At 62.1% G+C, this 22,364-nt stretch carries 21 protein-coding genes; 2 read left to right on the top strand and 19 right to left on the bottom strand.

Translation table 11 applies throughout. From position 1 onward, the window contains the following. Positions 1-2: 2 nt before the first annotated feature. The 15 genes from thrC to Q0K09_RS00975 form a co-directional block, all read right to left on the bottom strand. A complete protein-coding gene (thrC, locus tag Q0K09_RS01045) occupies positions 3-1,490 on the bottom strand; it encodes a threonine synthase (RefSeq protein ID WP_294471774.1) in 1,488 nt (495 codons plus the stop codon). Between the two features lie 268 nt (positions 1,491-1,758). Then, complete coding sequence (locus Q0K09_RS01040; RefSeq protein ID WP_294471772.1) at positions 1,759-2,130, bottom strand: YraN family protein; 372 nt, start codon at positions 2,128-2,130, stop codon at positions 1,759-1,761. After that, complete coding sequence (locus Q0K09_RS01035) at positions 2,127-2,750, bottom strand: ribonuclease HII (RefSeq protein WP_294471770.1); 624 nt, start codon at positions 2,748-2,750, stop codon at positions 2,127-2,129. The genes Q0K09_RS01040 and Q0K09_RS01035 overlap by 4 nt, the downstream gene beginning before the upstream one ends. After that, complete coding sequence (gene ylqF, locus Q0K09_RS01030; protein ID WP_294471832.1) at positions 2,737-3,609, bottom strand: ribosome biogenesis GTPase YlqF; 873 nt, start codon at positions 3,607-3,609, stop codon at positions 2,737-2,739. Before ylqF ends, Q0K09_RS01035 begins: the two co-directional genes overlap by 14 nt. A gap of 166 nt (positions 3,610-3,775) precedes the next feature. Further along, positions 3,776-4,117 carry a 50S ribosomal protein L19 gene (gene rplS, locus Q0K09_RS01025; protein ID WP_294471769.1) on the bottom strand — a complete coding sequence of 114 codons (342 nt, stop codon included), beginning with the start codon at positions 4,115-4,117 and terminating at the stop codon, positions 3,776-3,778. 137 nt (positions 4,118-4,254) lie between these two features. Then, complete coding sequence (locus Q0K09_RS01020) at positions 4,255-4,857, bottom strand: site-2 protease family protein (RefSeq protein WP_294471767.1); 603 nt, start codon at positions 4,855-4,857, stop codon at positions 4,255-4,257. 4 nt (positions 4,858-4,861) lie between these two features. After that, entirely contained in the window at positions 4,862-5,854 is a 993-nt protein-coding gene (locus Q0K09_RS01015) for a M23 family metallopeptidase (protein WP_294471766.1), read from the bottom strand. A gap of 66 nt (positions 5,855-5,920) precedes the next feature. After that, the gene (locus Q0K09_RS01010) at positions 5,921-8,617 is read right to left on the bottom strand and encodes a TetM/TetW/TetO/TetS family tetracycline resistance ribosomal protection protein (protein ID WP_294471764.1); all 2,697 of its coding nucleotides are present in this window, start codon (positions 8,615-8,617) and stop codon (positions 5,921-5,923) included. A 159-nt stretch (positions 8,618-8,776) separates the two neighbouring features. Then, positions 8,777-10,048, bottom strand: coding sequence for a replication-associated recombination protein A (locus Q0K09_RS01005; protein ID WP_294471763.1), 1,272 nt, complete (start codon positions 10,046-10,048; stop codon positions 8,777-8,779). Between the two features lie 189 nt (positions 10,049-10,237). Beyond that, a complete protein-coding gene (locus Q0K09_RS01000) occupies positions 10,238-11,419 on the bottom strand; it encodes a S41 family peptidase (RefSeq protein ID WP_294471761.1) in 1,182 nt (393 codons plus the stop codon). An 89-nt stretch (positions 11,420-11,508) separates the two neighbouring features. Next, complete coding sequence (locus Q0K09_RS00995) at positions 11,509-12,774, bottom strand: peptidoglycan DD-metalloendopeptidase family protein (protein ID WP_294471759.1); 1,266 nt, start codon at positions 12,772-12,774, stop codon at positions 11,509-11,511. A 30-nt stretch (positions 12,775-12,804) separates the two neighbouring features. Then, positions 12,805-13,701: a permease-like cell division protein FtsX gene (ftsX, locus tag Q0K09_RS00990; RefSeq protein WP_294471757.1), complete on the bottom strand. Its 897-nt coding sequence runs from the start codon at positions 13,699-13,701 to the stop codon at positions 12,805-12,807. Then, positions 13,688-14,377 (bottom strand): cell division ATP-binding protein FtsE, encoded by a 690-nt coding sequence (gene ftsE / locus Q0K09_RS00985; protein ID WP_294471755.1) that lies wholly within the window; start codon positions 14,375-14,377, stop codon positions 13,688-13,690. Before ftsE ends, ftsX begins: the two co-directional genes overlap by 14 nt. 91 nt (positions 14,378-14,468) lie before the next feature. Continuing rightward, entirely contained in the window at positions 14,469-15,560 is a 1,092-nt protein-coding gene (locus tag Q0K09_RS00980) for a helix-turn-helix domain-containing protein (protein ID WP_294471751.1), read from the bottom strand. A 347-nt stretch (positions 15,561-15,907) separates the two neighbouring features. Continuing rightward, positions 15,908-16,624, bottom strand: coding sequence for a pseudouridine synthase (locus Q0K09_RS00975; protein WP_365931091.1), 717 nt, complete (start codon positions 16,622-16,624; stop codon positions 15,908-15,910). Between the two features lie 102 nt (positions 16,625-16,726). Here Q0K09_RS00975 and Q0K09_RS00970 point away from each other — a divergent pair, with 102 nt between their 5' ends. Next, on the top strand, positions 16,727-17,206 hold the full coding sequence (locus Q0K09_RS00970) for a DUF4830 domain-containing protein (protein WP_294471749.1): 480 nt from the start codon (positions 16,727-16,729) through the stop codon (positions 17,204-17,206). A gap of 139 nt (positions 17,207-17,345) precedes the next feature. On the opposite strand, the gene Q0K09_RS00965 is transcribed toward Q0K09_RS00970, so the two are convergent. The 3 genes from Q0K09_RS00965 to rpmB form a co-directional block, all read right to left on the bottom strand. Continuing rightward, complete coding sequence (locus tag Q0K09_RS00965; protein ID WP_294471747.1) at positions 17,346-18,215, bottom strand: mechanosensitive ion channel family protein; 870 nt, start codon at positions 18,213-18,215, stop codon at positions 17,346-17,348. Positions 18,216-18,610: 395 nt separating this feature from the next. Beyond that, the gene (locus Q0K09_RS00960; protein WP_294471743.1) at positions 18,611-19,156 is read right to left on the bottom strand and encodes a hypothetical protein; all 546 of its coding nucleotides are present in this window, start codon (positions 19,154-19,156) and stop codon (positions 18,611-18,613) included. A 198-nt stretch (positions 19,157-19,354) separates the two neighbouring features. After that, positions 19,355-19,543, bottom strand: a complete 189-nt coding sequence (gene rpmB, locus Q0K09_RS00955) for a 50S ribosomal protein L28 (RefSeq protein WP_294471740.1) — start codon at positions 19,541-19,543, stop codon at positions 19,355-19,357. 232 nt (positions 19,544-19,775) lie between these two features. Between rpmB and Q0K09_RS00950 the strand changes: the two genes are divergently transcribed. After that, positions 19,776-20,498, top strand: coding sequence for a Bax inhibitor-1/YccA family protein (locus Q0K09_RS00950; protein ID WP_294471738.1), 723 nt, complete (start codon positions 19,776-19,778; stop codon positions 20,496-20,498). A 330-nt stretch (positions 20,499-20,828) separates the two neighbouring features. Here the strand turns inward: Q0K09_RS00950 and cls are convergent, their stop codons facing one another. Continuing rightward, on the bottom strand, positions 20,829-22,358 hold the full coding sequence (cls, locus tag Q0K09_RS00945; protein WP_294471736.1) for a cardiolipin synthase: 1,530 nt from the start codon (positions 22,356-22,358) through the stop codon (positions 20,829-20,831). Between the last annotated feature and the right edge of the window lie 6 nt (positions 22,359-22,364).

The raw sequence follows: 22,364 nt of genomic DNA, 5'->3' as shown, positions 1-22,364 counted from the left end.
CTTTAGTTCAGAATCTCCAGCACCCGGTCGGCCATATGGGCCTTGTCGGTCGCCTGGTTGAAGCGGACCGGCTTCCCCTTCAGGGCCTCCAGGGGGGCGGGCGCGGGCACGTCGGTGGCCTGTGCGAGCTGGTCGATGATCCCCAGGCCCGGGGCCAGGTTGGTGACGCCCAGGGCCCCCAGCACGTTATCGCAGAACTTGAAGGGGCTGGCGGTGGAGACCACCAGAGAGGGGGTCTGGTCGCCGGTCTCGGCCCGGTACTGCTCCAGCACATAGAAGGCCACCGCCGTGTGGGTGTCAATCAGGTAGCCGCGGGTCTTCCACATTTTGTAAATCATGAGCTGGGTCTCCTGGTCGCCGCAGAAGCCGGCGGCAAAGGTGCGCTCCAGGCGCTTTTTCACTTTTTCGCTGACCTCGTAGCGCCCCTCCGCCGCCAGGGCGTCCATGTAGCCCTTCACAGCCTCGTCGTCCCGCTCTGTGAACTCAAAGAGCATTCGCTCCAGGTTGGAGGAGATGAGGATATCCATGGAGGGGGACATGGTGTTGTAAAAGGGGCGGTTCCGGTCGTATACCCCTGTCTTGATGAAGTCGGTGAGAACGTTATTCTGGTTGGAGGCGCAGATCAGCCGGTTCACCGGCACCCCCATCTGCTTGGCGTAGTAGGCCGAGAGGATGTTGCCGAAGTTGCCCGTGGGCACGCAGATGTTGATGGGCTCCCCCTTCTGGACCCGGCCCTCCCGGAGCAGGTCGCAGTAGGCCGATACGTAATAGACGATCTGGGGGAGGATGCGGCCCCAGTTGATGGAATTGGCCGAGGAGAAGAAGTAGCCCCGGCCCGCCAGGGTCTCTTGGAGGTCCGGGTCGGAGAAGAGCCTCTTGACGCCGGTCTGGGCGTCGTCAAAGTTTCCCTCCACGGCGCAGACTCCCACGTTGTCCCCCTCCTGGGTCTGCATCTGGAGCTTTTGGATGTCCGAGACGCCGTCCTTGGGGTAGAAGACCAGAATGCGGGTCTTATCCACGTCCTTGAAGCCCTCCAGCGCAGCCTTGCCGGTATCGCCGGAGGTGGCCACCAGGATGCAGGCCGACTTCCCCTCCTCATTCTTCACCAGGGAGGCGGAGAGGAGATGGGGCAGCATCTGGAGGGCCATGTCCTTAAACGCACAGGTCGGCCCGTGCCACAGCTCCAGGCAGTAGGTGCGCTCGTCCACCTGCCGGACCGGGGCCACCTCCTTGACGTCAAACTTGTCCCTGCCGTAGGCCTTAGAGGCGAAGGCGGAGAGCTCGGAGGCTGTGAAGTCATCCAGGTAGGAGCCCATCACGAAGACCGCCCGCTGCTGGTAGGACATCTCAGCCATGGTATTCAAACCGTTGGGAGACAGCTTGGGCAGCACCTCCGGCGTCAGCAGTCCGCCGTCTGCGGCCAGCCCCTGGGCGATGGCCTGCGCGGCGCTGCACTTCTGGTTCTTGTTCCTTGTGCTTACATACTGCATACTTCGTTCACAACCCTCATTCATTGGTCTGTACAGAGGCTCCAGCGGCCCTCTCTCACTTCCGCGCTCCGGGAAAGCTGCCCGCGCTGGCTCCGTGCTCTCCAGGGGCCTCCTGCCGTTCCGGGGACCGCCCGCCCGCAGACCGGAGCCAGGCTCCCCCATTCTTATCTATTATGGCAGTAAATTGCCCGCCGGTCAAGTTTCTTCGGCGGAAAAAAATCGACGCTTTTCGAGGGTGCGGCGGCGGGCCTCTCGCTCCCGCTCCGGCTCAAAAGGCGTTCTCAAAATAGCAGATCTCCGGCCTCCCGGTGTCCATCCCCTGAGGGGCATAGACCTCCGCCACGTCGAACCGGGGCTGGAGCTGTGTGGGGTGATTTGCCAGATAGAGCTGGGCGGAAATCCGTAGCCGCGCCTGCTTGCGCCGGTCCACTGCGGCCCGGGCCGGGGCGAAGACGGCGCTCTTCCGCAGCTTCACCTCTGTAAAGATTAAATACTTGTCATTTTCTGCGATCAGGTCAATCTCGCCATAGCGGCACCGCCAGCCGGAGGCGGTGATCCGCCAGCCCCGGGCCCGGAGCCAGTCAGCCACCAGGGCCTCTCCCCAGCGGCCCAGCAGCCGCCGGTCTCCCCCGCTTGTCATGCCTGTCCCTCCCGCTGATAGAACTTCTTGAGAAAGCTCTTGCGGTGGATGGGTGAGGGACCATACCTCCGGAGCAGCTCATAGTGGCGCTTGGTGGGGTAGCCCTTGTGGCGCTCGAACTCATACTGGGGATACTTCCGGGCCATCTCCTCCATGTAGCGGTCCCGGCTCACCTTGGCCAGGATGGAAGCCGCCGCGATGTTAGCGCTGATGCTGTCCCCCTTCACCACCGCAAGGTGTGGACAGGAGATTCCCTTGTCACGGTTTCCGTCGATGAGGGCCAGCTGCGGGGCCGGGTCCAAAGCCTGAATGGCCCGGTCCATGGCCAAGAGCCGGGCGTTGAGAATGTTCCTCTCGTCGATGACGGCGACATCCACCGAGACCACCGCCCAGGCCACAGCCTGCTCCCGAATGACGTCGTACAGCCGGTCTCTGTTTTTCGGGCTCACCCGTTTGGAGTCGTTGAGCCCCTCTGGGGTAAAGCCGAAGGGCAGGATCACCGCAGCGGCGTAGACGTCTCCCGCCAGGGGGCCGGCCCCGGCCTCGTCCGATCCGCAGAGGAACGCCAGCCCCTGCTGGCGGTATTGGCGCTCCAGGCTCCAGAGGTCACGCTGCTCCATCCGGTTCCATCCCTTCCAGTGTCTCGAGGGTAAAGCGTCCAAGCTTGCCGCCTCGAAGCTCGTCCAGCAGGACCCTGGCCATGCGGTTCAGGTCCACTTCACCGCCGGAGATCAGAAAGCCCCGCTTCCGCCCGGCGGCCTCCAGGAGCATCCAGCCAGGAGCCTCGGGGGACGGATCAATTTTGTACCGCTCCGAGAGAGCCTGGGGATAGCGCCGGGCTAGAAGCTCCATCAGGGAGCTGCCTAACTCCTCTACATCCATAATATCGTCCTTAATGGCTCCCGTATAGGCCAGCTTTCGGCCCACCTCCTGGTCCTCAAACTTGGGCCAGAGGATGCCGGGGGTGTCCAGCAAATCCATGCCGGCGTCCACGGCCACCCACTGCTTTCCCCGGGTGACGCCGGGACGGTCCTGGGCCTTGGCGGACTTCCGCCGGGCCACCTTATTGATAAAGGTGGACTTTCCCACATTGGGAACCCCCACCACCATCACCCGCACCGGGCGGCCCACCTGGCCCTTCTCCCGCCAGCGGGCAATCTGCTCCCGCAGGGCCTCCCGGACGGCGGCGGAGAACTGGGAGACGCCGCCGCCGCTCTTACTGTCGGTCTCCAGGACGGCGTACCCCTTGCCCCGGAACCAGTCCGCCCAGATCCGGGTCAGGGCTGGGTCGGCCTGGTCGGCCCGGTTGAGTACGATGAGCCGGGGCTTGCTCCCCACCAGCCCGTCGATGTCCGGGTTCCGGCTGGAGAGGGGGATGCGGGCGTCGATTACCTCGGCCACCAGGTCCACCAGCTTCAGGTCGGACTCGATCATCCGCCGGGTCTTGGTCATATGACCGGGATACCATTGGATGTTCAGGCTGACCACCCACCTTCTAAACGCTGTGCATAGAGCGGTTGAACGCGCCGCCGCTCCAACGGAGGATATTATACACAATATCTTGTGGCTTGAAAAGCCCTTCGCTCTACTTTCTGGTAGAAAAGCAAAAAAGGAGCGGACTGCCGCTCCTTTTCTGTATCGGGCTTTACAGCTTCTCCTTGATCTTGGCGCTCTTGCCCACCCGGCCGCGCAGGTAGTAGAGCTTTGCCCGGCGCACCTTACCGGAGCGGACGGTCTCAATCTTCTCAATGGCGGGAGAGTGCACGGGGAACACCTTCTCCACGCCCACGCCGTAGGAGACGCGGCGGACGGTGAAGGTCTCGGCGATGCCGCCGTGCTTCTTGGCAATCACGGTGCCCTCGAAGACCTGAATCCGCTCCCGGTTGCCTTCCTTCACCCGGATGTGCACCCGGACGGTGTCGCCCACCTCCATCTTGGGGGGCTCGGCCTTCAGATGCTTCTCGTTGAAGCTCTGCATCAAATCCATGTTTTTTCCTCCTGTTGATAGGCGTTCGTGCCGGCTCTTCCGCCCGCTTCCCGTCGGGAAGCCCGGGCACCGCAGAGGACCACCCTTTTTCAGACTAGGTTATCATACCACAAAATACCCGGCAATGCAAGCATTTTTCACCCTGTTTTCCGCCGGCTCCCCTCCGGCTGGAACAGGCCCGCCAGCAGCCAGGCCCCCACGGCCAGCAGGATGGGGCTTCCCCCCTGCCGCAGCAGGACGGTCCCCGCCGCCAGCACCAGGCTGGCCAGGGTCAGGGAGCAGCACCAGACCACCCTTTCGGCGGCGGCGGGAGGCAGAAAGCCGGACAGGATCAGCATCAGGGCCCGTCCCCCATCCAGGGGGTAGACCGGCAGCAGGTTGAACCAGCCTAGGGTGAGGCTCAGGCCGGCCAGGAGGTAGAGGCCCTCCCAGCGCTCCCCCAGCCGGGCGGCCGCCGGGGCCAGCAGCAGATTCATTGCCGGTCCCGCCAGGACGGCCCCTAGCTCCCCGGCGTAGGTCAGGTCCCGGCGGCGGTCCAGGATCATCTCAGCCCCAACGGCTGTCAGCCTCAACCGCCGGAGCCGCCCGCCCTGGAGCCGGACTGCGGCGTAGTGGCCCAGCTCGTGGAGCAGTGCGGCCAGAGCGGCCCAGGGGACCACCCCCGCTCCATCCAAATAGAAGAGCCCGGCGGCCAGCAGAAGAAAGCCGCTGCTACACTCCACCCTCCGCCACCGCAGCACGGGGCTACTCCGACGCCAGGGTGGCAATGTAGTAGAGGGGGTTCACCAGAATGCCGTCCACCCGAATCTCAAAGTGGAGGTGGGCGCCGGTGACCTCGCCGGTGTCCCCCACCAGGGCAATGGCTTCCCCCGCCGCCACCTGCTGTCCCGGCTGGGCCAGGAGCGCACTGCAATGGGCATAAAAGGAGGTGACGCCGCCGCCGTGGTCCACCTGGATATAGAGGCCGTAGGCGGGGCTCTCGCCGATATAGTCCACCACCCCGCCGGCAAAGGAGCCGATCGGGTCCCCGTAGGGGGCGGCCAGGTCCACACCGTTGTGGAATTTCTCCTCCCCTGCAATGGGATGCTCCCGCCAGCCGAAGGGCGAGGAGACCACCGCCATCACCGGGGCGGTGGTCTCCTCCAGGTCTATGGGCAGGTCCTCCAGGGTGGCGTTGTCCGGCGCCGGAAGGCCGGACTCCACAGGCTCCTCCGCCGTGGTCTCCTCCTGAGCCGGTGTCTGGGGCTCCTCCGCCGCCCCTGATTCCGGGACGGGCTCCTGCTGTTCCGCCCGGGCGGACCGCCGCTCCACCGTCTGGAGCAGACTGGGCCCGGAGGCCAGGAAGGCCCGTTCCGACTGATAGAGGGGGGTGCCTTCCTCCGGGAGGACATAGGCCGTCCCCTCCTCCGCCGGGGCGAAGACGTCGGCCCAGAGGTTCGACAGGGCCTCCCCTGCCGGCACCCCTGCCTCTACCGCCTGGCCCAGGTGGGAAAAGGCGGTCTCAAAATCCGTGTCGGAGCGGATGACCGCCAGCAGCTCCCCCCGCACCGCCTCCATCTGATCCGGGAAGACCCCCCGGCCCACGAAGACCGTCAGAAACAGCGCCATACAGACCCCGAGCTGGAGGAGCCGCCGCCGCTCCCGGGGGGCCAGGGTCACCCCCCTTCCCCGGCTCCGGCCGGCGTGGGCGCTCCTGGCCCGCCGCCGGATGTGTCCTCTTGCCGATACGCGCTCCATGCCGCCGCCTCCCGTCCGCTGTCTTCATGGCAGTATATTCGGACGGGCCGTGGGATATGCAGGGCCCTATTTTTTCTTCCGGGGTTTGGCCTGGTCCATGGCATGTTGGAGGGACCTTGCCCGGTCCCGGCGGTTGTTCCGGGCCAGGATTCCGGAAATTTCCCCCTCCACCTGCTCCACCTCAGCCCGGAAAGCTGTGGCTGAGAGCCGCAGGGCCCCATGACCCAGGATAATAAGCTGTTCAGCGCCGTCGGAGGTGGCCACCTTCACCCGGTGCTTTTTCCCGATTTCAAAGGTAGCCTTCTCGATATAGGCGTCGGCTGTCTCGGCCTCTCTGGTGTAGACCACATAGATGTTGTGGTAACGGGCGACCTCCTCCCGCCCCCTGGGGACCTTGTAGGCGTCGAAGACCAGGATGACCACGCACTTTTTAAAGCCCTGGTAGTTACACAAAATGTCCATCAAAAGCTGCCGGGCGGCGTCCAGGTTGTCCCGGGCCACGGCCTGGAGCTCCTCCCAGGCGAAGATGATATTGTAGCCGTCTACCAGCAGATACTCCGGCCCCTCCTGCCGGGGCGGGATGGTCCGCCGCGCCTCCGGCTCCGAAGAGCGGGAACGCTCCGGCTTGGGGGCGGGCCGGAAGAGGTCCCGGCGCTTGACCGGGCCATAGGTCCGCTCGTAAATGGCCTGGAGCTCCTGGTCCAGGGCCTGGGCCCCGGAGTAGGTGGCGGGGGCTGGGGCGCTGGGGGAAGGACGCGCCTCCTCTTCCGGCTGATTCAGCCGGAGGCCGCTGTCCACATGCATGTGGGCCTTGACCTGGTCCCACTTCACCGTGTAGCCCGCGCCGTGGGCGCAGAAGACCGAGTCAGCCGGCTGCTCCAGGTCCCGCTCCGGGTCGTAGCCTATGGCGGCCACCACCGCCTCCTGGTCGTGGCAGGGGGCGTAGCCTCCCAGGGTGCAGAAAAGCCGCCCCCGGCCCCGGGTGTAGGCCGCCACCTCCCGGCCGTAGTCCCGGAGGCAGGCCACCGGCCCACGGCCGGTGAGCACCGCCTCCTCCCCCGCCAGCTCCGGCGCTTCTATCTCCCCGTCCATACGCTGGAGGTCGGAGAGGGCCCGGCCCACACTCTCGGCGGGGATCTCCAGCCGGAAGTCGTACCAGGGCTCCAGGAGGATGCTCTCGGCCTCCATAAGGCCCTGGCGCACCGCCCGGTAGGTAGCCTGGCGGAAGTCGCCCCCCTCAGTGTGCTTTAAGTGGGCCCGGCCAGCCACCAGGGTGATTCTCATGTCCGTGATGGGAGATCCGGTAAGCACCCCCAGGTGCTCCCGCTCCTCCAGGTGCGTGAGCACCAGCCGCTGCCAGTGGCCGTCCAGCATATCCTCGGGACAGGCCGCAGCAAATTGGAGGCCGCTCCCCCGCTCACCGGGCTCCAGCAGCAGATGGACCTCGGCGTAGTGGCGCAGGGGCTCGTAGTGCCCCACCCCCTCCACCGGGGCGGCGATGGTCTCCCGGTAGAGGATACCCCCGGCGTCAAAGGACACCTCCAGGCCGAAGCGCTCCACCAGCAGGCTCTTGAGAATGTCCAGCTGGACCTCTCCCATAAGCTGGACGTGGATTTCCCGGAGCCGCTCCCGCCAGACCACATGGAGCTGGGGGTCCTCCTCCTCCAGCAGGCGGAGCTTGGCCAGGGCGGCGTGGGGATCGGCTCCCTCCGGCAGCAGCACCCGGTAGGTGAGCACCGGCTCCAGGCTGGGCTGCGCCCCCAGCGGCTCAAACCCCAGACCCTGGCCGGGGAACGTCCGGCTCAGGCCGGTGACGGCGCACACCGTGCCCGCCGGGGCCTCCTCCACCGTCTGGTACTTGCGGCCGGAGTAGACGCGGATCTGGTCCGCCTTCTCCTCCCAGATCTGCTCCGGCTCCAGGCCCTCCCGGCGGTTGGTCAGGAGCTGCTTGACCCGCAGGCTGCCGCCGGTGATCTTCAGATAGGTCAGCCGGGTCCCCTGGCCGTCCCGGGCGATCTTATACACCCTAGCCCCGAAAGCTTCCGGCCACTGGGGGCGGGGGGCGTAGCGCTCCAGGCCGTCCAAAAGGGCGTCCACGCCCTCCAGCTTCAGGGCAGAACCAAACCAACAGGGGAAGAGCTTCCGCTGGGCCACCATTCCGGCCAGCTCCTCCTCCGGTACGCTGCCCTCCGCCAGGTAGTGCTCCAGGGCGGCTTCATCGCACATGGCGGCGTTCTCATAAAAGGCATCCAGGTCCTGGTCCGGAGAGAAGTCCACACAGCCGTCGTCCAGGCCCCTTCGAAGCTGATCCAGGAGGGCGGCCCGGTCCGCGCCGGGCAGGTCCATCTTGTTGACAAAGAGAAAAGTAGGCACATGGTAGCGCTCCAGCAGACGCCAGAGGGTCCGGGTATGGGCCTGGACCCCGTCGGTACCGCTGATGACCAGCACCGCGCAGTCCAGGACCTGAAGGGTCCGCTCCATCTCGCTGGAGAAGTCGGCGTGGCCCGGGGTGTCCAGCAGCATGACCTCTCGGTCCCCCAGGGCAAAGACGGCCTGCTTGGAGAAAATGGTGATGCCCCGCTCCCGCTCCAGGGGCTCTGTGTCCAGGAACGCATCCCGGTGGTCCACCCGCCCCAGCCGCCGCAGGCGGCCGCTTCGGTAGAGGATGGCCTCAGAGAGGGTGGTCTTTCCCGCGTCCACATGGGCCAACAGACCAGCACAAATCGGTTCCCTGGGCCTCTTTTCCATGGCCTGTCCGCCCATAAAAAATGCCTCCTCTTGTAAAGACATACTGTTGTTTAGTATATCACAAGAGGAGGACCTCGTCGAGACGCTGATTTGAAATAGAATGGCAGCCGAATCAATGGTAAATCTTAGCCGCTCAGGATATCACGCTGATCCGAATGGACACCTGATATAAATTCAGCCGTCCGGTCCCTTGACCTCCTCCCAGTAGCGCCGGGCGGCCTGTTCGGTCTTGTTGTCACCGTACTGATAGTAGCGCCGACCCATAAGCTCGGTGGGAAGGTACTGCTGCCGGACCCAGTGGCGGGGGAAGTCGTGAGGATAGAGATAGCCCTGTTCCCGCTCCATGCCCGCCGAATCGGCGTGGACGTTCTGGAGCTCCCGGGGGATGGAGCCGGTGCGGCCGGCCCGGACGTCGGCCAGCGCGGCGTCGATGGCCAGGCAGGCCGAGTTGGACTTGGGCCAGGTGGCCAGCAGGATGGCCGCCTCGGAGAGCGGGAGCTTGGCCTCCGGCAGGCCAAGCTGGAGGGCGCTGTCCACACATGCCTTGACAATGGGCACCGCCATGGGATAGGCCAGGCCGATGTCCTCGCTGGCGGAGCAAAGAAGCCGGCGAATGGCCGTGATGAGGTCTCCGGCCTCCAGCAGCCGGGCCAGGTAGTGGACTGCCGCGTCCGGGTCGGATCCCCGGAGAGACTTCATCAGGGCGGAGGCGATATCGTAGTGGTCGTCCCCCTCCCGGTCGTAGCGCATCGCCGATTTCTGGGCCGCAGCCTGGGCGTCGGAGCGGGTGAGGAAGAGAGTCCCTTCCTCCCGTCTGGCGGAGTTCATCAGCAGCTCCACCGCGTTCAGGGCCTTGCGGACATCCCCCCCGCAGGCCGAGGCAATGGACTCCCGCACCCCGTCCTCGCAGGAGAACACCGCCCCCAGCCGCTCGGCCATCCGCGCCAGGCCCCGGTCAATGACCGGCAGCACATCGGCGGCCTCCACCGGCTTGAACTCAAAGACGGTGGAGCGGCTGAGGACGGCGTTGTAGACGTAGAAATAGGGGTTCTCCGTGGTGGAGGCGATGAGGGTCACGTCCCCCTTCTCGATGACCTCCAGGAGAGACTGCTGCTGCTTTTTGTTGAAGTATTGGATCTCATCCAGGTAGAGCAGGATGCCGTTGGGGGCCATGAGGGTGCCAACCTCGGCGAGGACGTCCTTCACATCGGAGAGCGCGCCGGTGGTGGCGTTGATACGCCGGAGGGCCCGGTTGGTCCGGGCGGCGATGAGGTTGGCCACTGTGGTCTTTCCCGTTCCGGAGGGTCCGTAAAAGACCAGGTTGGGGATGCTCCCGCTCTCGATGATCCGGCGGAGCAGCCCGTCTGGGCCTAGAATGTGCCGCTGGCCCACCACCTGGTCCAGACTGGTGGGCCGGATCTCATCTGCCAGGGGACGGTATGCCATAACAATCACCCTGCCGGCCGCGCTGTACCGCCAGTCCCCTGGGAATGGGGGCCTACCGGCGGACGGCCGCCTTTCTTGAATCAGTGTAGAGCGGAGGCGGAAGTACGCCGCCGCTCCCGGTATCTGTACGCATCAGATACAGTCTCGTGCTCCATCCGGTCAGAATCCTGCATTCACTCTCCAGGCTGTTTACTCCGCCGTCCGCAGCAGCTCAATGGCCGCCTGGAGCTGGGGGTCCTCCGCCGGGTCCAGGGTCCCGGCGGACAGGGCCGCCGCCTGGGCCTCGGTGAGGGCGATCTCCCGGTCCAGGGTCAGGCCGGCGCCAATGAGGGAGACCCCCTCCCCGGTAAAATACCGGGCGGTGGAGAGGTTGACGGCTCCGCCGCTGGACAGGGCGAAGGTCTGCTGGGAAAAACCCTTCCCAAAGGTGGGCTCCCCCACGATGCCCCCCCAATCCATCTCCTGGAGCTGGGCGGCAAAAAACTCCGCCGCCGAATAGGTGTTTCCGTTCACCAGCACCGCCATGGGCAGCTCCACACACTGGGCATCGGAGTCCACAATGGTCTCCCAGCCAAAGTTGGTGCGCTGCCGGAAGATGGTCCCCTCCGGCAGCAGGTGGTCCAGCAGCTCGGTGAGCTCACTGACATAGCCGCCGCCGTTGTTTCGCACGTCGAAGACCAGCCGCTCCGCCCCCTGCTCCAGCAGATTGTCCACAGCGGCAATGGCGTCCTGGGCACAGCGGCTGTTGAAGTTGCGGATGGTCACCAGGCCTGTGCCGCCGGAGAGAAGCTCCCCCTCCACCGGAGACTCCTCCACCCGTCCCCGGGTGACGGCCGCCTCCCGCTCCACCCCGTCCAGACCCCGGACAGTGAGGACCACCTGGGTGCCCTCCTCCCCCTGGATGAGGGCGGTGGCCTCGCTAACGTTCTCCACCGTCAGGGGACGGCCGTCTACCGCTGTGATGTCCTCTCCGGCCTGGAGGCCCGCCGCCTCTGCCGGCCCCCCGGCGGCCACGGCCTCGATGTGGAGGACGCCCTCCTCCGGGTAGGTAACGGTGACGCCAATGCCCACATAGGAGTTGCTGCGGCGCACCTGCGTTTGTTGGTAGCTCTCCGCGTCCATGTAATAGGACCAGCGGTCCCCCAGCCCGGCGATGAGGCTGTTCAGCGCCTGGTCTGCGGCCTCCCCAATGTTGTCATGCTCCCCCACAAAAAGGGTGTTGATGAGTACCATCGTCTCCACCATGCTCATTCCCGCCCTGCCCAGAAGCAGCCAGGCCGCCCCCAGAAGGACGCCGGCGGTGAGCGCCACCGCCAACACCGCCGTCAACAGGAGGGTCAAGAGAGAAAAGCGCTTGGTTTTCACAGGCATCGTCCTTTCCCGGAAAAAATCGGAACTGGGCGGAGACAGAGTGCGTCTCCGTCTCCGCCCAGGGGCTTGGGACGCCGCCCCTTTCGGGGTCAGCGGTAAGTAAAGCTCAGGTTGGGATAATAGTCCAGGGCATCCACCCGGCTCCCGTTGATTCGGAATTCCAGATGGAGATGATTGCCTGTAGAGCTGCCGGTAGTGCCCACATAGCCCAGGACATCCCCCTGATCCACCACATCTCCCTCAGATACCGCCCGGGAGCGCATGTGGGCATAGAGTGTGGAAACGCCGTTGTCGTGCTGGACCACCACATAGTTGCCATAGGAGCTGTTATAGGTGGAGATGCTCACCACACCGCCCCGGGCCGACAGGATGGGGGTACCGCCGGAGGCGGCGATATCGGTGCCGGTGTGGTTGTTGGGCCGGCCGGTAATGGGGTGGATGCGGTTGCCGAACAGAGAGGTGATGGTGTAGTATCCTGGCACCGGCCACTGCCAGCCGCTGCCCGGGTCGAAGCTGATCTGCCCGGCGGAAATCAGGGCCTGGAGCTCCCGCTGCTTCCGGGCCACCTCGGCGTCGATCTCCGCCGCGGCGGCCTCCAGGCCGTCCTTAGCGGCCTCAACCTGGGACTCGTTGGCAATGATCTCCGCCAGAAGCCGGTCCACCTCGGCCTCCTTGGCCTCCAGGTCCGCCCGGCGGGCCTCCAGGTCCTCCTTTTCGGCCTCCTGCTCCGCCCGGGTGTCCTCCAGGGCGGACTGCTGCTCCTGGAGCGCCTTGCGGGTGGCGGCCAGTTCGTCCATGATCTCATTGTCATACCCCATGATCTCGCTGACCATGGTGGCCCGGTCCAGCAGGTCGGAGAAGCTGGAGGCGCCGAAGAGAATGTCCCAGTAGGACACCGTCCCCGCCTTCTCCATCACCTTCACCCGCTGGCAGAAGAGGGCGTACTGCTCCTCCTCCCTGGCCTGGGTCTCGGCTACCTCGGCCTCCTTTTCCGCAATCAGGCTGTCATACTGGGCAATGGTAGTCTCCACCGCGCGGATGGCCTCATTCTGGGCATTGATCTGCTGCTCCAGCAGGCTCTTCTGCTCCATGACCTGGGACTTGTCGTCCTGGATGGCGTTCAACTGGTCCTCCAGGGCGTCAATCCGGCTGTTGAGCTCGTTGGCCTCGGCCTTGCCGGCGTTGATCTGGGCCTGGAGCTCATCCTGGGTGGCGGCCAGTGCTGTCTGGACCACCATAGTGAGCATGGGGAGAATCATCAGCAGGGCCAACAGCAGGGCCAGCAGGGCCGCCGCCCGCTTGCGGGGATTCCGCTTGGGCCGGGCGGACTTTTGGGTTTGCTTTGGATGGGACACACAATTCCTCCTTTTCCGGGACCTGTTGGGTCAGACCTGAAGAAACTTTCGGATGGCCAGCAGACTGCCTCCGGCGCCGATGAGGAGCCCGGCGGCCACAAAGATGACCGCCACCTGGGGGGCCAGTGTCTGGAAGGGCACAATGGCGATGAGCTGGAGCCCGCCATACTCTGTGATCGCGGTGACCATCAGGCTGTAGATGCCCCACTGGAGGAAGAAGGCCACCACGGCCCCCAGAAAGCCCAGGATCATGCCCTCAAAGATAAAGGGCCAGCGGACAAACCAGTTGGTGGCGCCGCACATCTTCATGATGGCGATCTCCTCCCGGCGGTGGAAGGTGGCCAGCTTGATGGTGTTGGCAATGATGAAGAGAGAGATGATGAGCAGCAGCAAAATGAGAATCCAGGCCACAGCCCCCGCCACATTTCGGACGGTGACAAAGCCGCGGGCCACGTCCAGGGCCGCCTGGGTGTCCGAGATGCCGTCCACCGCCTCCACCGCCTCCACGGTTTGGGCCAGCTGCTCAATGTCCACCACGCGAATTCGGAAGCGATGCTGGAGCAGGTCCTCCGGCAGGTCCTCGAAGAGGACGGCGTTCTCGCTGTCCACATACCGCTCCCGGTAGTCCTCCAGGGCCTGCTGTCCATTGACGAAGGTGGCAGAGGCCACGTTGGGAATCTGGAGGATCTGACTCTCCAGGGCCCGGGCGCCGGCCTCGTCCATGCCCTCCTCCACATAGGCGGTGAACTCATTTTGGGCCTCCAGGTCCCCCAGGGTGTTGTCCAGGCTGACCGCCACCAGGGAGAAGGAGCCCATGATAATCAGGCACGCCACAATCATACACACGGCGGCAAAAGACATAAGCCCGTGGGTGAAGATGCTGTGGAAGCCCTCTTTCAGGTGATAACCCATATTATACTGACTCATTGTTATAATACCCACCTGTCCCGTCGCTGATGATCCTGCCGCTCTCAATGGCTACCACCCGCTTGGCAAAGCGGTTGACCAGCTCCTTTTCGTGTGTCACCACCAGCACGGTGGTGCCCAGCTCGTTGATCTTCTCCAACAGCATCATGATCTCCAGGGAGCGCTGGGGGTCCAGATTGCCGGTGGGCTCGTCGGCCACAATGACCTGGGGGTTGTTCACCAGGGCCCGGGCGATGGCCACCCGCTGCTGCTCTCCGCCGGAGAGCTCAGAGGGGAGCCGGTCCCCCTTGTGGTCCAGGCCCACCAGCTGGAGGACATAGGCCACCCGCTTGCGGATTTCCCGGGGAGAGGCCCCCACCAGGCGCATAACGAAGGTCAGATTCTCCACCACTGTCTTCTTCTCAATGAGGCGGAAGTCCTGAAAGATCACCCCAAGGGTGCGGCGGAGGTAGGGAATCTGCCGGGGACGGATGTTGTTGAGGTTGTAGCCGTTGACCATCAGCCGGCCCTCGCTGCACAGCACCTCTCCGGTAATGAGCTTCAAAATGGTGGACTTTCCAGAGCCGGAGGGGCCCACCAGGAAGACAAACTCCCCATCCTCAATGCGCAGGGAAATTCCCTTGAGGGCCCGGGTGCCGTTGTCGTATGTCTTTTTTACTTCAATCAGTCGTATCATAAGCAGGTCCCTCATGAAACCATGATAAGGCGGCATAAGGCGGCGGCGGGGAGGCAGCCCCCCGCCGCGCTTTCCAAAAGCCGGACACCTCTCAGGACTCAATGCCCCGGGAGACTAAGTATTTCTTGACCATCAGGGCCACCTTGAAGGTGATGGCGTCGTCGAACTCCCGCAGGTCCAGGCCTGTGAGCTTCTTGATCTTCTCCAGGCGGTAGACCAGGGTATTTCGATGGACGAAAAGTTTTCGGGCGGTTTCAGAGACGTTCAGATTGTTCTCAAAGAACTTGTTGATGGTGAACAGGGTCTCCTGGTCCAGGGAGTCGATGGGGTTTTTCTTGAAGACCTCCTGAAGAAACATCTCGCACAGGGTCGTGGGCAGCTGGTAAATGAGCCGTCCAATGCCCAGGTTTTCGTAGTTGATGATGGACTTTTCGGTATCAAAGACCTTGCCCACGTCGATGGCCACCTGGGCCTCCTTGTAGGCCCGGGCCAGCTCCCGGATGTGCCCTACGATGGTGCCCACGCCCACCACTACCTTTAGGCCCAGCTCGTTCTTCAGCGCGTTTTCCACCTGCTCGGCGATCTTGTAGAGCTCCTTGCTCTCCGTCCCCTCCGGGAGCTGCTTGATGAGCGCGATGTCCGTCTCGTTGATGGAAAGGACAAAGTCGGACTGCTTATCCGGGAACAGGGACTGGACCACGTCGATGGCGGCCATGTCAGTGCTGCCCAGCTGGCGGATGAGGAAGACGGCCCGGGGCGCCTCGGAGACGAAGTGGAGCTCCTTGGCCCGGACATAGATGTCCCCCAGCAGGATGTTGTCGGAGATGATGCTCTTGACAAAGGTTGCCTTGTCGTGTTTCTCCTCGTAGTAGGCCTTGGCCCCGTTCAGGGCCACCACAGCCATGGCGCAGACCATGCGGGCAGTCTCGTCCTCCCCGCAGGCAAAGGCCGCGTAGTCAAACTGGGCACTCCAGCCAGCCAGCTGCTTAAAGGTGTTGCCCTCAAAGGACACCAGCTCCGTCTCAGCGTCATGCACCACCTTTGCCGCTTCCGTCCACTTCTCGCCAATACAGGTCAGCTCGTTGCAGGCTACTACCGTTCCCTCGGAATCGATGACGCCGATGGCGCGGTCCGTGCTGTCCTTCATCTGCAAGACCACGCTCTGGAAAATCCGGCTGGACATTGCTTTGCCCCCTTCTCTCCTCGCCCTATGGCGCAAAATTGCTCCGCACCGCGGAGCCCTGAAATATCTCTGGATTCGACTTTCCTATTATACTGGTTTTTTTCTCTCTTTTCAATAGGGAAAATGGTTTTTTTTGTGAAAAACGCCGAAGGAGAATCTCGAAAATTTCGGAAACTCGCCCTTTTTCTTCCAAAATAAATAGAGATTCTATCCAAAAAAGATCCCTACTGCCGTTTTTGTTAAATACGACCAAAATTTCCAACGGCTATAGGCAGATGATCAGATGGATTGACCAGCTGCCCCCCACCCTCCAATGGAACACGCGCTCCCTGCGCCTGCGCGGCGCCCTACTCCAGCGCCTCCAGGGCGGAGCGCTCCTCCACGGTCAGAGGCCGCCACTCCCCCGGCTCCAGGGCCGGGTCCAGCGTCAGGGGGCCCATGGACAGCCGTTTGAGGAAGCGCACCGGCTTGCCCCGAGCGGCGAGCATCCGCTTGACCTGGTGGTATTTTCCCTCCCGGAGGGTCACCAGGCCAGCAGAGGGGTCCTCCAGCACCTCCAGCTCCGCCGGGAGGCATTGGAGTCCGTCCTCCAGGGTCATCCCCGCCCGAAAGGCGGCGGCGTCGCTCTGGTCCAGCCGCCCCTCCACCTGGGCGAGGTAGACCTTGTCCACATGCCGGCCCGGTGCGAGGAGCCGGTGGCCCAGGGGGCCGTTGTTGGTCAGAAGCAGGAGCCCCTCGGTGTCCTTGTCCAGCCGCCCCACCGGGAAGAGTCCCACCCGGCACAGATGGGGGGGCAGCAGGCTCATCACGGTGGGCTGCCGGGGGTCCTCCGTCACCGACAGCAATCCGCCGGGCTTGTGCAGCATTAGATAGTAGTAGGGCTCTGGGGAGACAGGCTCCCCGTCCACCCGGACCTCTATGGCCGTTCGGTCGAACTTGTCATCGGGCCGGCGGACCACCTGGCCGTTGACCGCTACGCGGCCCAGCTTGGCCAGCTCCCGGACCTCCTTCCGGGACCACCGCCCGGTGCCCGCCAGAATCTTATCCAGCCGCTCCATTGCCATGTGCCGGCCCTCCTTGTCCCTTTTCTGTTCTATCATATTCTTTCTGCCCGGTGCATACAAGTGATTGTGAAAGAGTTCCAGCAAGGGAAGGAGCGTTGCGCTGTGTTTATCTGGACTGCCAGGCTGCGACGTGGGAAGCTGGCCTTGGGGGCTGCGGCCGTGCTGCTGCTCTGCGGAGCGGCGGCGGTGGTGGGCGGCTTTCTGAGCGGCGATGTGGACGCCGCTTCCACCGGCCCGGCCAGCCCCAAGGGCGTCAAAACCAATGAAGACCGGGTGGCCTATCTGGAGAGCTATGGCTGGCAGGTCTCCCCGGAACCTGTGTCCGTGGAAGAGCTCCTCATCCCCGAGGAGTTCGACGAGACCTATGACCAGTATCTGGCCCTCCAGTCCGGCCAGGGCTTTGACCTCACCAAGTACCGGGGAAAGCGGGTCAAGCGCTACACCTATGAGATCACCAACTACCCCACTGGTGAGACCGGCATCCAGGCGGGACTCCTCATCTATAAAAACAATGTCATCGGCGGGGAGGTTCTCTCCAGCGACCTGGGAGGATTCATCCAGGGGCTGGCCATGCCCAGCTAACAGATTGCGGGAGAGAAAGGATGTCCTTCTGGGCGTGCTTTTCCGCCAGCTACCTGTTGATCAGGTCCAGGAAAAGCCAAGAGCCCCCAATGAAAACCGCTGTTCTCTTAATGAGGCCCTGGAGAGGACAGCGGTTTTCTTACAAGGTCCCGCTGACGGCGTCCTTGGGCGGGATCACATGGACGTTCAGATGGTTGTAGGTGAGCTCAACCCCCTCCCGATCAAAGCTGGAGCGGACCTGTTCCAGCAAATCGTAGTAGAGGTCCCAGTAGTCCCCCACAGCGCACCACACCCGCAGGGTGTAGCTCACACTGCTCTCCCCCAGGGCGGTGGTGCGGACAAAAGGCTCCGGCGTAAAGAGGGCCTTTGGGTGGGCGCCAATCACTTCCCGCATGATGGACTTTACCCGCTCCGGGTCATCGTCATAGGACACGGTGAAGGTCAGGTCCACCCGGCGCTTGTCCTGACCGTTGTAGTTGGTAATTTTCTCGGTGGAAATCTCACCGTTGGGGACGAATATGAGCTTGTTATCCACGGTTTTCAGTTTGGTGTAGACCAGTCCAATCTCCGTCACGGTTCCGGAAACCCCTCCGGCCTCTACATAGTCCCCCACGGCAAAGGGCCGGGTGACCATAACGGTGATGCCGCCCGCCAGGTTGGACAGGCTCCCCTGGAGGGAGAGGGACAGGGCCACGCCCACGATGCCCAGGATGGCCACCAGGGAGTTGACCGGCAGACCCAGGTAGGCCGCCACCACCATCAACGTCACCAGCCACAGCAGCACCTTCAAGCAGGAGCGGGTGAACTTGTGGACGGTGGGCTCCACCTTGAACCGGGTCATAGCCCGATCGATGAGGGTGATCACCACCTTCATTATGACCAGGCAGGCCAAAAACAGGAGCACGCTGTAGAGTATGGTGGGAAGGCTGAGGTGCTGGGCCATCTGCTCCATCATCTGGACAGCCTCCTCCGGCGTGGCGGACTCTATCGGCAGGGCTGTGGCGGCCATTGGGGTCTCCTCCCTTCCAAACAGTTCTGGCCTCAAGTATACCACATCTGGCGCCGGAAGGGAAGCCCGCCCTTTCTTATGGAAAAATCTGAAACATCCAATCAAGATGAATGCAAAAGCCGGCTCGAAGCTGAAATTGTGTGCAAAAACTTTAGAGTAGCTCCCTCAAATCGCATCAACATGGCAGTTCAAAAGTGATATAAATATAGAGAAGTGGAAAGCGCATACGCCAAATCTTTCATCTAAACATCTTGTTTTTCTGGATGAGAGCGGCATAAACATCGGCATGGTGAGACACTATGATGATAGCTTTGCAGAAGGCTTTTCTCTGTGTCGCTGCCTCAGACTGTAAGAACCGGTCCGCCTGTGCTGGATATTGCTGATAATTTATGGGATTACTCTATGGCAATGAAGGTTCCATCCTCACATAATCTCAGCTTTTTCCCGTCGAAAAAATAATGAAATTCGTGCCTTTTCTCATCATAGATCGCTTTTTGGTGATATTGAAATATCAGACGTGCCAGCTTCCTCTCTTTGCTGGGTGTGTGAAAGGATAAAGAACACTTTTCAGGAAAAGGAGGCGTCTCTTGATTTTGTAATGTAATCTGCCGGTCTTCTCGAATGTCATCTATACTGCCCTTGATACGAGTATCTATGCTAAGGCAAACCATATGGCAAAGCAGCGCAACAAGGAAAGCTGCGACGAGTTTATTATTTTTGATGTCCTCCGGATCAAAAAAACAGAAAGATTTCTCTGTAATCCATATGTATATTGCAAATGGGACCAAAACGACATACGCAATCATTCCCCACAGGCCCATTTTCTTCCTATCATTTTTAAGATCTGCTTTTTGAAACGGCAAATGTGAACTGATGAAAACTATGGCGAGAAAACGATTTTTTATCGGGATGCCAAAATGATTGCTGAGAATGGTTGGCATAGGCGCCGAAGCCATCCTACAGTATAGCAGCAAAATGACAAAACTCAGCATGGATAAGCAAAGCTGTAACATATTCCACTCCCAGATGCGAATACCCGCAATTTTTACCTCATATAAATGAAAAAGCCCAGCTGAAACTGGACTTCTCCGATAGGCTGAGCGCCGCTCCCCGGAGGGAGCGGCGCTTTCAGAAAGCACTCAGACAGCGCGGGTGACCTTACCCGAACGGAGGCAGCGGGTGCAGACGTACACATGCTTGGGAGTGCCGTTCACGATTGCCTTGACGCGCTTCACATTGGGCTTCCAGGGGCGGTTGGTGCGGCGGTGAGAGTGGGACACCTGAATACCGAACGTAACGCCCTTGTCGCAAAACTCGCATTTGGCCATAGTTCCTTCAACCTCCTCGCTGGTTAAAGTGTCAGCTCATCACAAAGCATCGACCAATATAATACCAGAGTGCGGGGAAAAATGCAAGTGTTATTTTGAGGAATTTCCGCTTTTCGGCGAGAACCGCCGGACCGTCTCCCTTTCCCCGGACAAAATTGCGGGCGCCCCCTTTCCTTTTTCCCTGAAATCGGGTATAGTAAAGGAAGCCCATTTCGAAGGAGTGATTTGAACCATGCGGGAACCTGATTTTTACCGCGAAGAACGCTTCCGGGAGCAGTATGGCCAGACGGAGTCCCTGGGCAGCTACACCGCCAGGACCTTCCTCTGGATGTTCCTGGGCCTGCTGGTCACCTTCCTGGTGGCCCTGGCCGGGTATCTGACGGGCATTACCATCTATGCCTATGTCTTTGTCCCCGGCTTTTCCATCATCACACTGGTGGCGGAGCTGGCAGTCGTGCTGATCCTCTCCTCCCGAATCCACCGGCTGTCGGTCCCGGCGGCCCGGATGCTCTTCTTCGCCTACGCTGCCCTGACCGGCGTGGTCTTCTCCCTCTATTTTTACCTGTTCCATCTGGGGAGCCTCATTCTGGTCTTTGCCGCCACCGCCGTCTACTTTGCCGGACTGGCCCTCTACGGCTACTTCACCAAAACCGACCTCTTCCGGCTGCGCCCCATTCTGGTGGGAGGGCTGATCCTCCTGCTGATCTTCGGGGTGTTCTCGCTGTTTTTCCCCTTCTCCCAGAGCATCGACCGCATCTACTGCCTGATTGGCATTGCCATCTTCCTGGGCCTCACCGCCTATGACACCCAGAACATCAAGTCCTATTACCTGCTCTACCAGGGAGACCCTGCCATGGCCCAGAAAGCCGCCATCTTCTCCGCCCTTCAGCTCTATCTGGACTTCATCAACCTCTTCCTCTATCTGCTCCGCTTCCTGGGCCGGCGGAGAGACTAGGGCTTGTTTAAAAAATGTCAACATGCCCAACCGGCGGGTCTTTTGCCCCCTGGACGGCGCAATTTTTCCTTGCAATCCGCCAGGATTCCTGCGAAAAAATTGCTTGCCAGAGGCCCAAAATCCCTCGCTGCCGGACATATCGCCAATTTTCAAACAAGCCCTAGCGCCCCCTTATGGGATCGCCGGTTTATCGTCCCCCTTCTGACCGGCAGAACAACCGGAAGTCCGGCGGTGTGTGTACGCACATGCCGCCGGACTTCTGGTTTCTCTTTTTCTGATTTATCCCGCTCCAGCCCTCTGACCGGCGGCGCCGGCCAGCCCCGCCGTGTCTCACATCAGCGGGGCAAAAATCCGCAGCACCGCCCGGAGGGCCCGCCGCCACCAGGGCAGGGCTTCACACTCGGCCAGGGTCACCTGATGGCACTGCTTCAGGGTGGAGAGAAAATCCGCCTTGATCTCCAGGATTGCCGGGTCATCGCACAGCCAGACGCCGTCCTCAAAGTGGAGGAACAGGCTGCGGTAGTCCAGATTGATGGTGCCCACGGTCCCATACCGGTCGTCCACCGCGAAATTCTTGGCGTGGACAAAGCCCGGCGTGTACTCGTAAATCTTCACACCCGCCGCCAGCAGCGGCCGGTAGTGGGCCCGGGTCAGCTCAAAGACCACCTTTTTATCCGGGATGTGGGGGGTCATAATCCGCACATCCACCCCGGATTTGGCCGCGATGCACAGAGCGGTGTTCATGCTGTCATCCACAATGAGGTAGGGGGTGGTGATATAGACATAGCGGCGGGCCTTGCTGATGAGGTTCAGATAGACCGTCTGGCCCACCGCCTCCTCATCCAGGGGGTTATCGGTGTAGGGCTGGACAAAGCCGCCCTCCGCCTCCCGAAAGACGCCCTGGGGGCGAAAGACGTCAAAATCCGTGGCCTCCTCCCGGGTGTAGTCCCAGAGGGTGAGGAACATGACGGCCATGCTCCAGGCCGCCTCCCCCCGGACCTGAATGGCGCTGTCCTTCCAGTGGCCGAAGCGGACCTTCCGGTTGATATACTCGTCGGCCAGGTTGATGCCCCCGGTGAAGGCCACCTTGCCGTCGATGATGAGGAATTTTCGGTGGTCCCGGTTGTTGAGCCGCAGGGAGAGGATGGGCACGAAGGAGTTGAAGACGCAGCAGCGGATGCCGGTGTGCTTCTCCAGCTCCCGGGCGTAGTCCCGGGGCAGGGTGAACATGGAGCCAATGTCGTCGTAGATGACCCGGACGTCCAGTCCGTCCTGCGCCTTCTCCTTCAGAATGTCCAGAATGGTGTCCCACATCACCCCCTCTTCGATGATGAAATACTCCACGAAGATATAGCGCTCCGCCTTCTTCAGCTCCTCCACCATCCGGGCAAAGCAGAGCTCCCCCACCGGGTAGTACTCCGTGGACGTGCCGCCATAGACCGGGCAGTGGGCCATACGCTCCAGATACCGGGCCTGGTGGACGGCGTCCTCCCCCACGCAGGCAAGGCTTTCCGCCTTACAGTCTGGGCCAAGCACCTCCTCCATCCTCCGGTTCATTCCCTCCATCTTACGGCGGGTCCGGCGGCTGAGCTTGTTTCCGCCAAAGAGCAGATAGAAGAGCCCGCCGAAGATGGGAAAGACCAGGATGGGGACAATCCAGGCGATCTTATAAGCCGGCTCGCCGCTGCGCCCGGTGATCCAAAACACGGCGAAGAGGCTCAGGGCAAAACAGATGCCGTAGAAGGGCAGAAACAGGTTGTTGAAATTCAGGAGGATGACCACCAGAATGGCGATCTGGATGAGCAAAAACAGGGCCACCAGCACCACCCGATGAAACAGCAGGGAAACCAGTTTTTTCATATCTTC

The organism is uncultured Intestinimonas sp. (assembly GCF_944387725.1).
GTDB lineage: Bacteria > Bacillota > Clostridia > Oscillospirales > Oscillospiraceae > Intestinimonas.
This window is presented reverse-complemented; position numbering and strand designations above follow the sequence as displayed.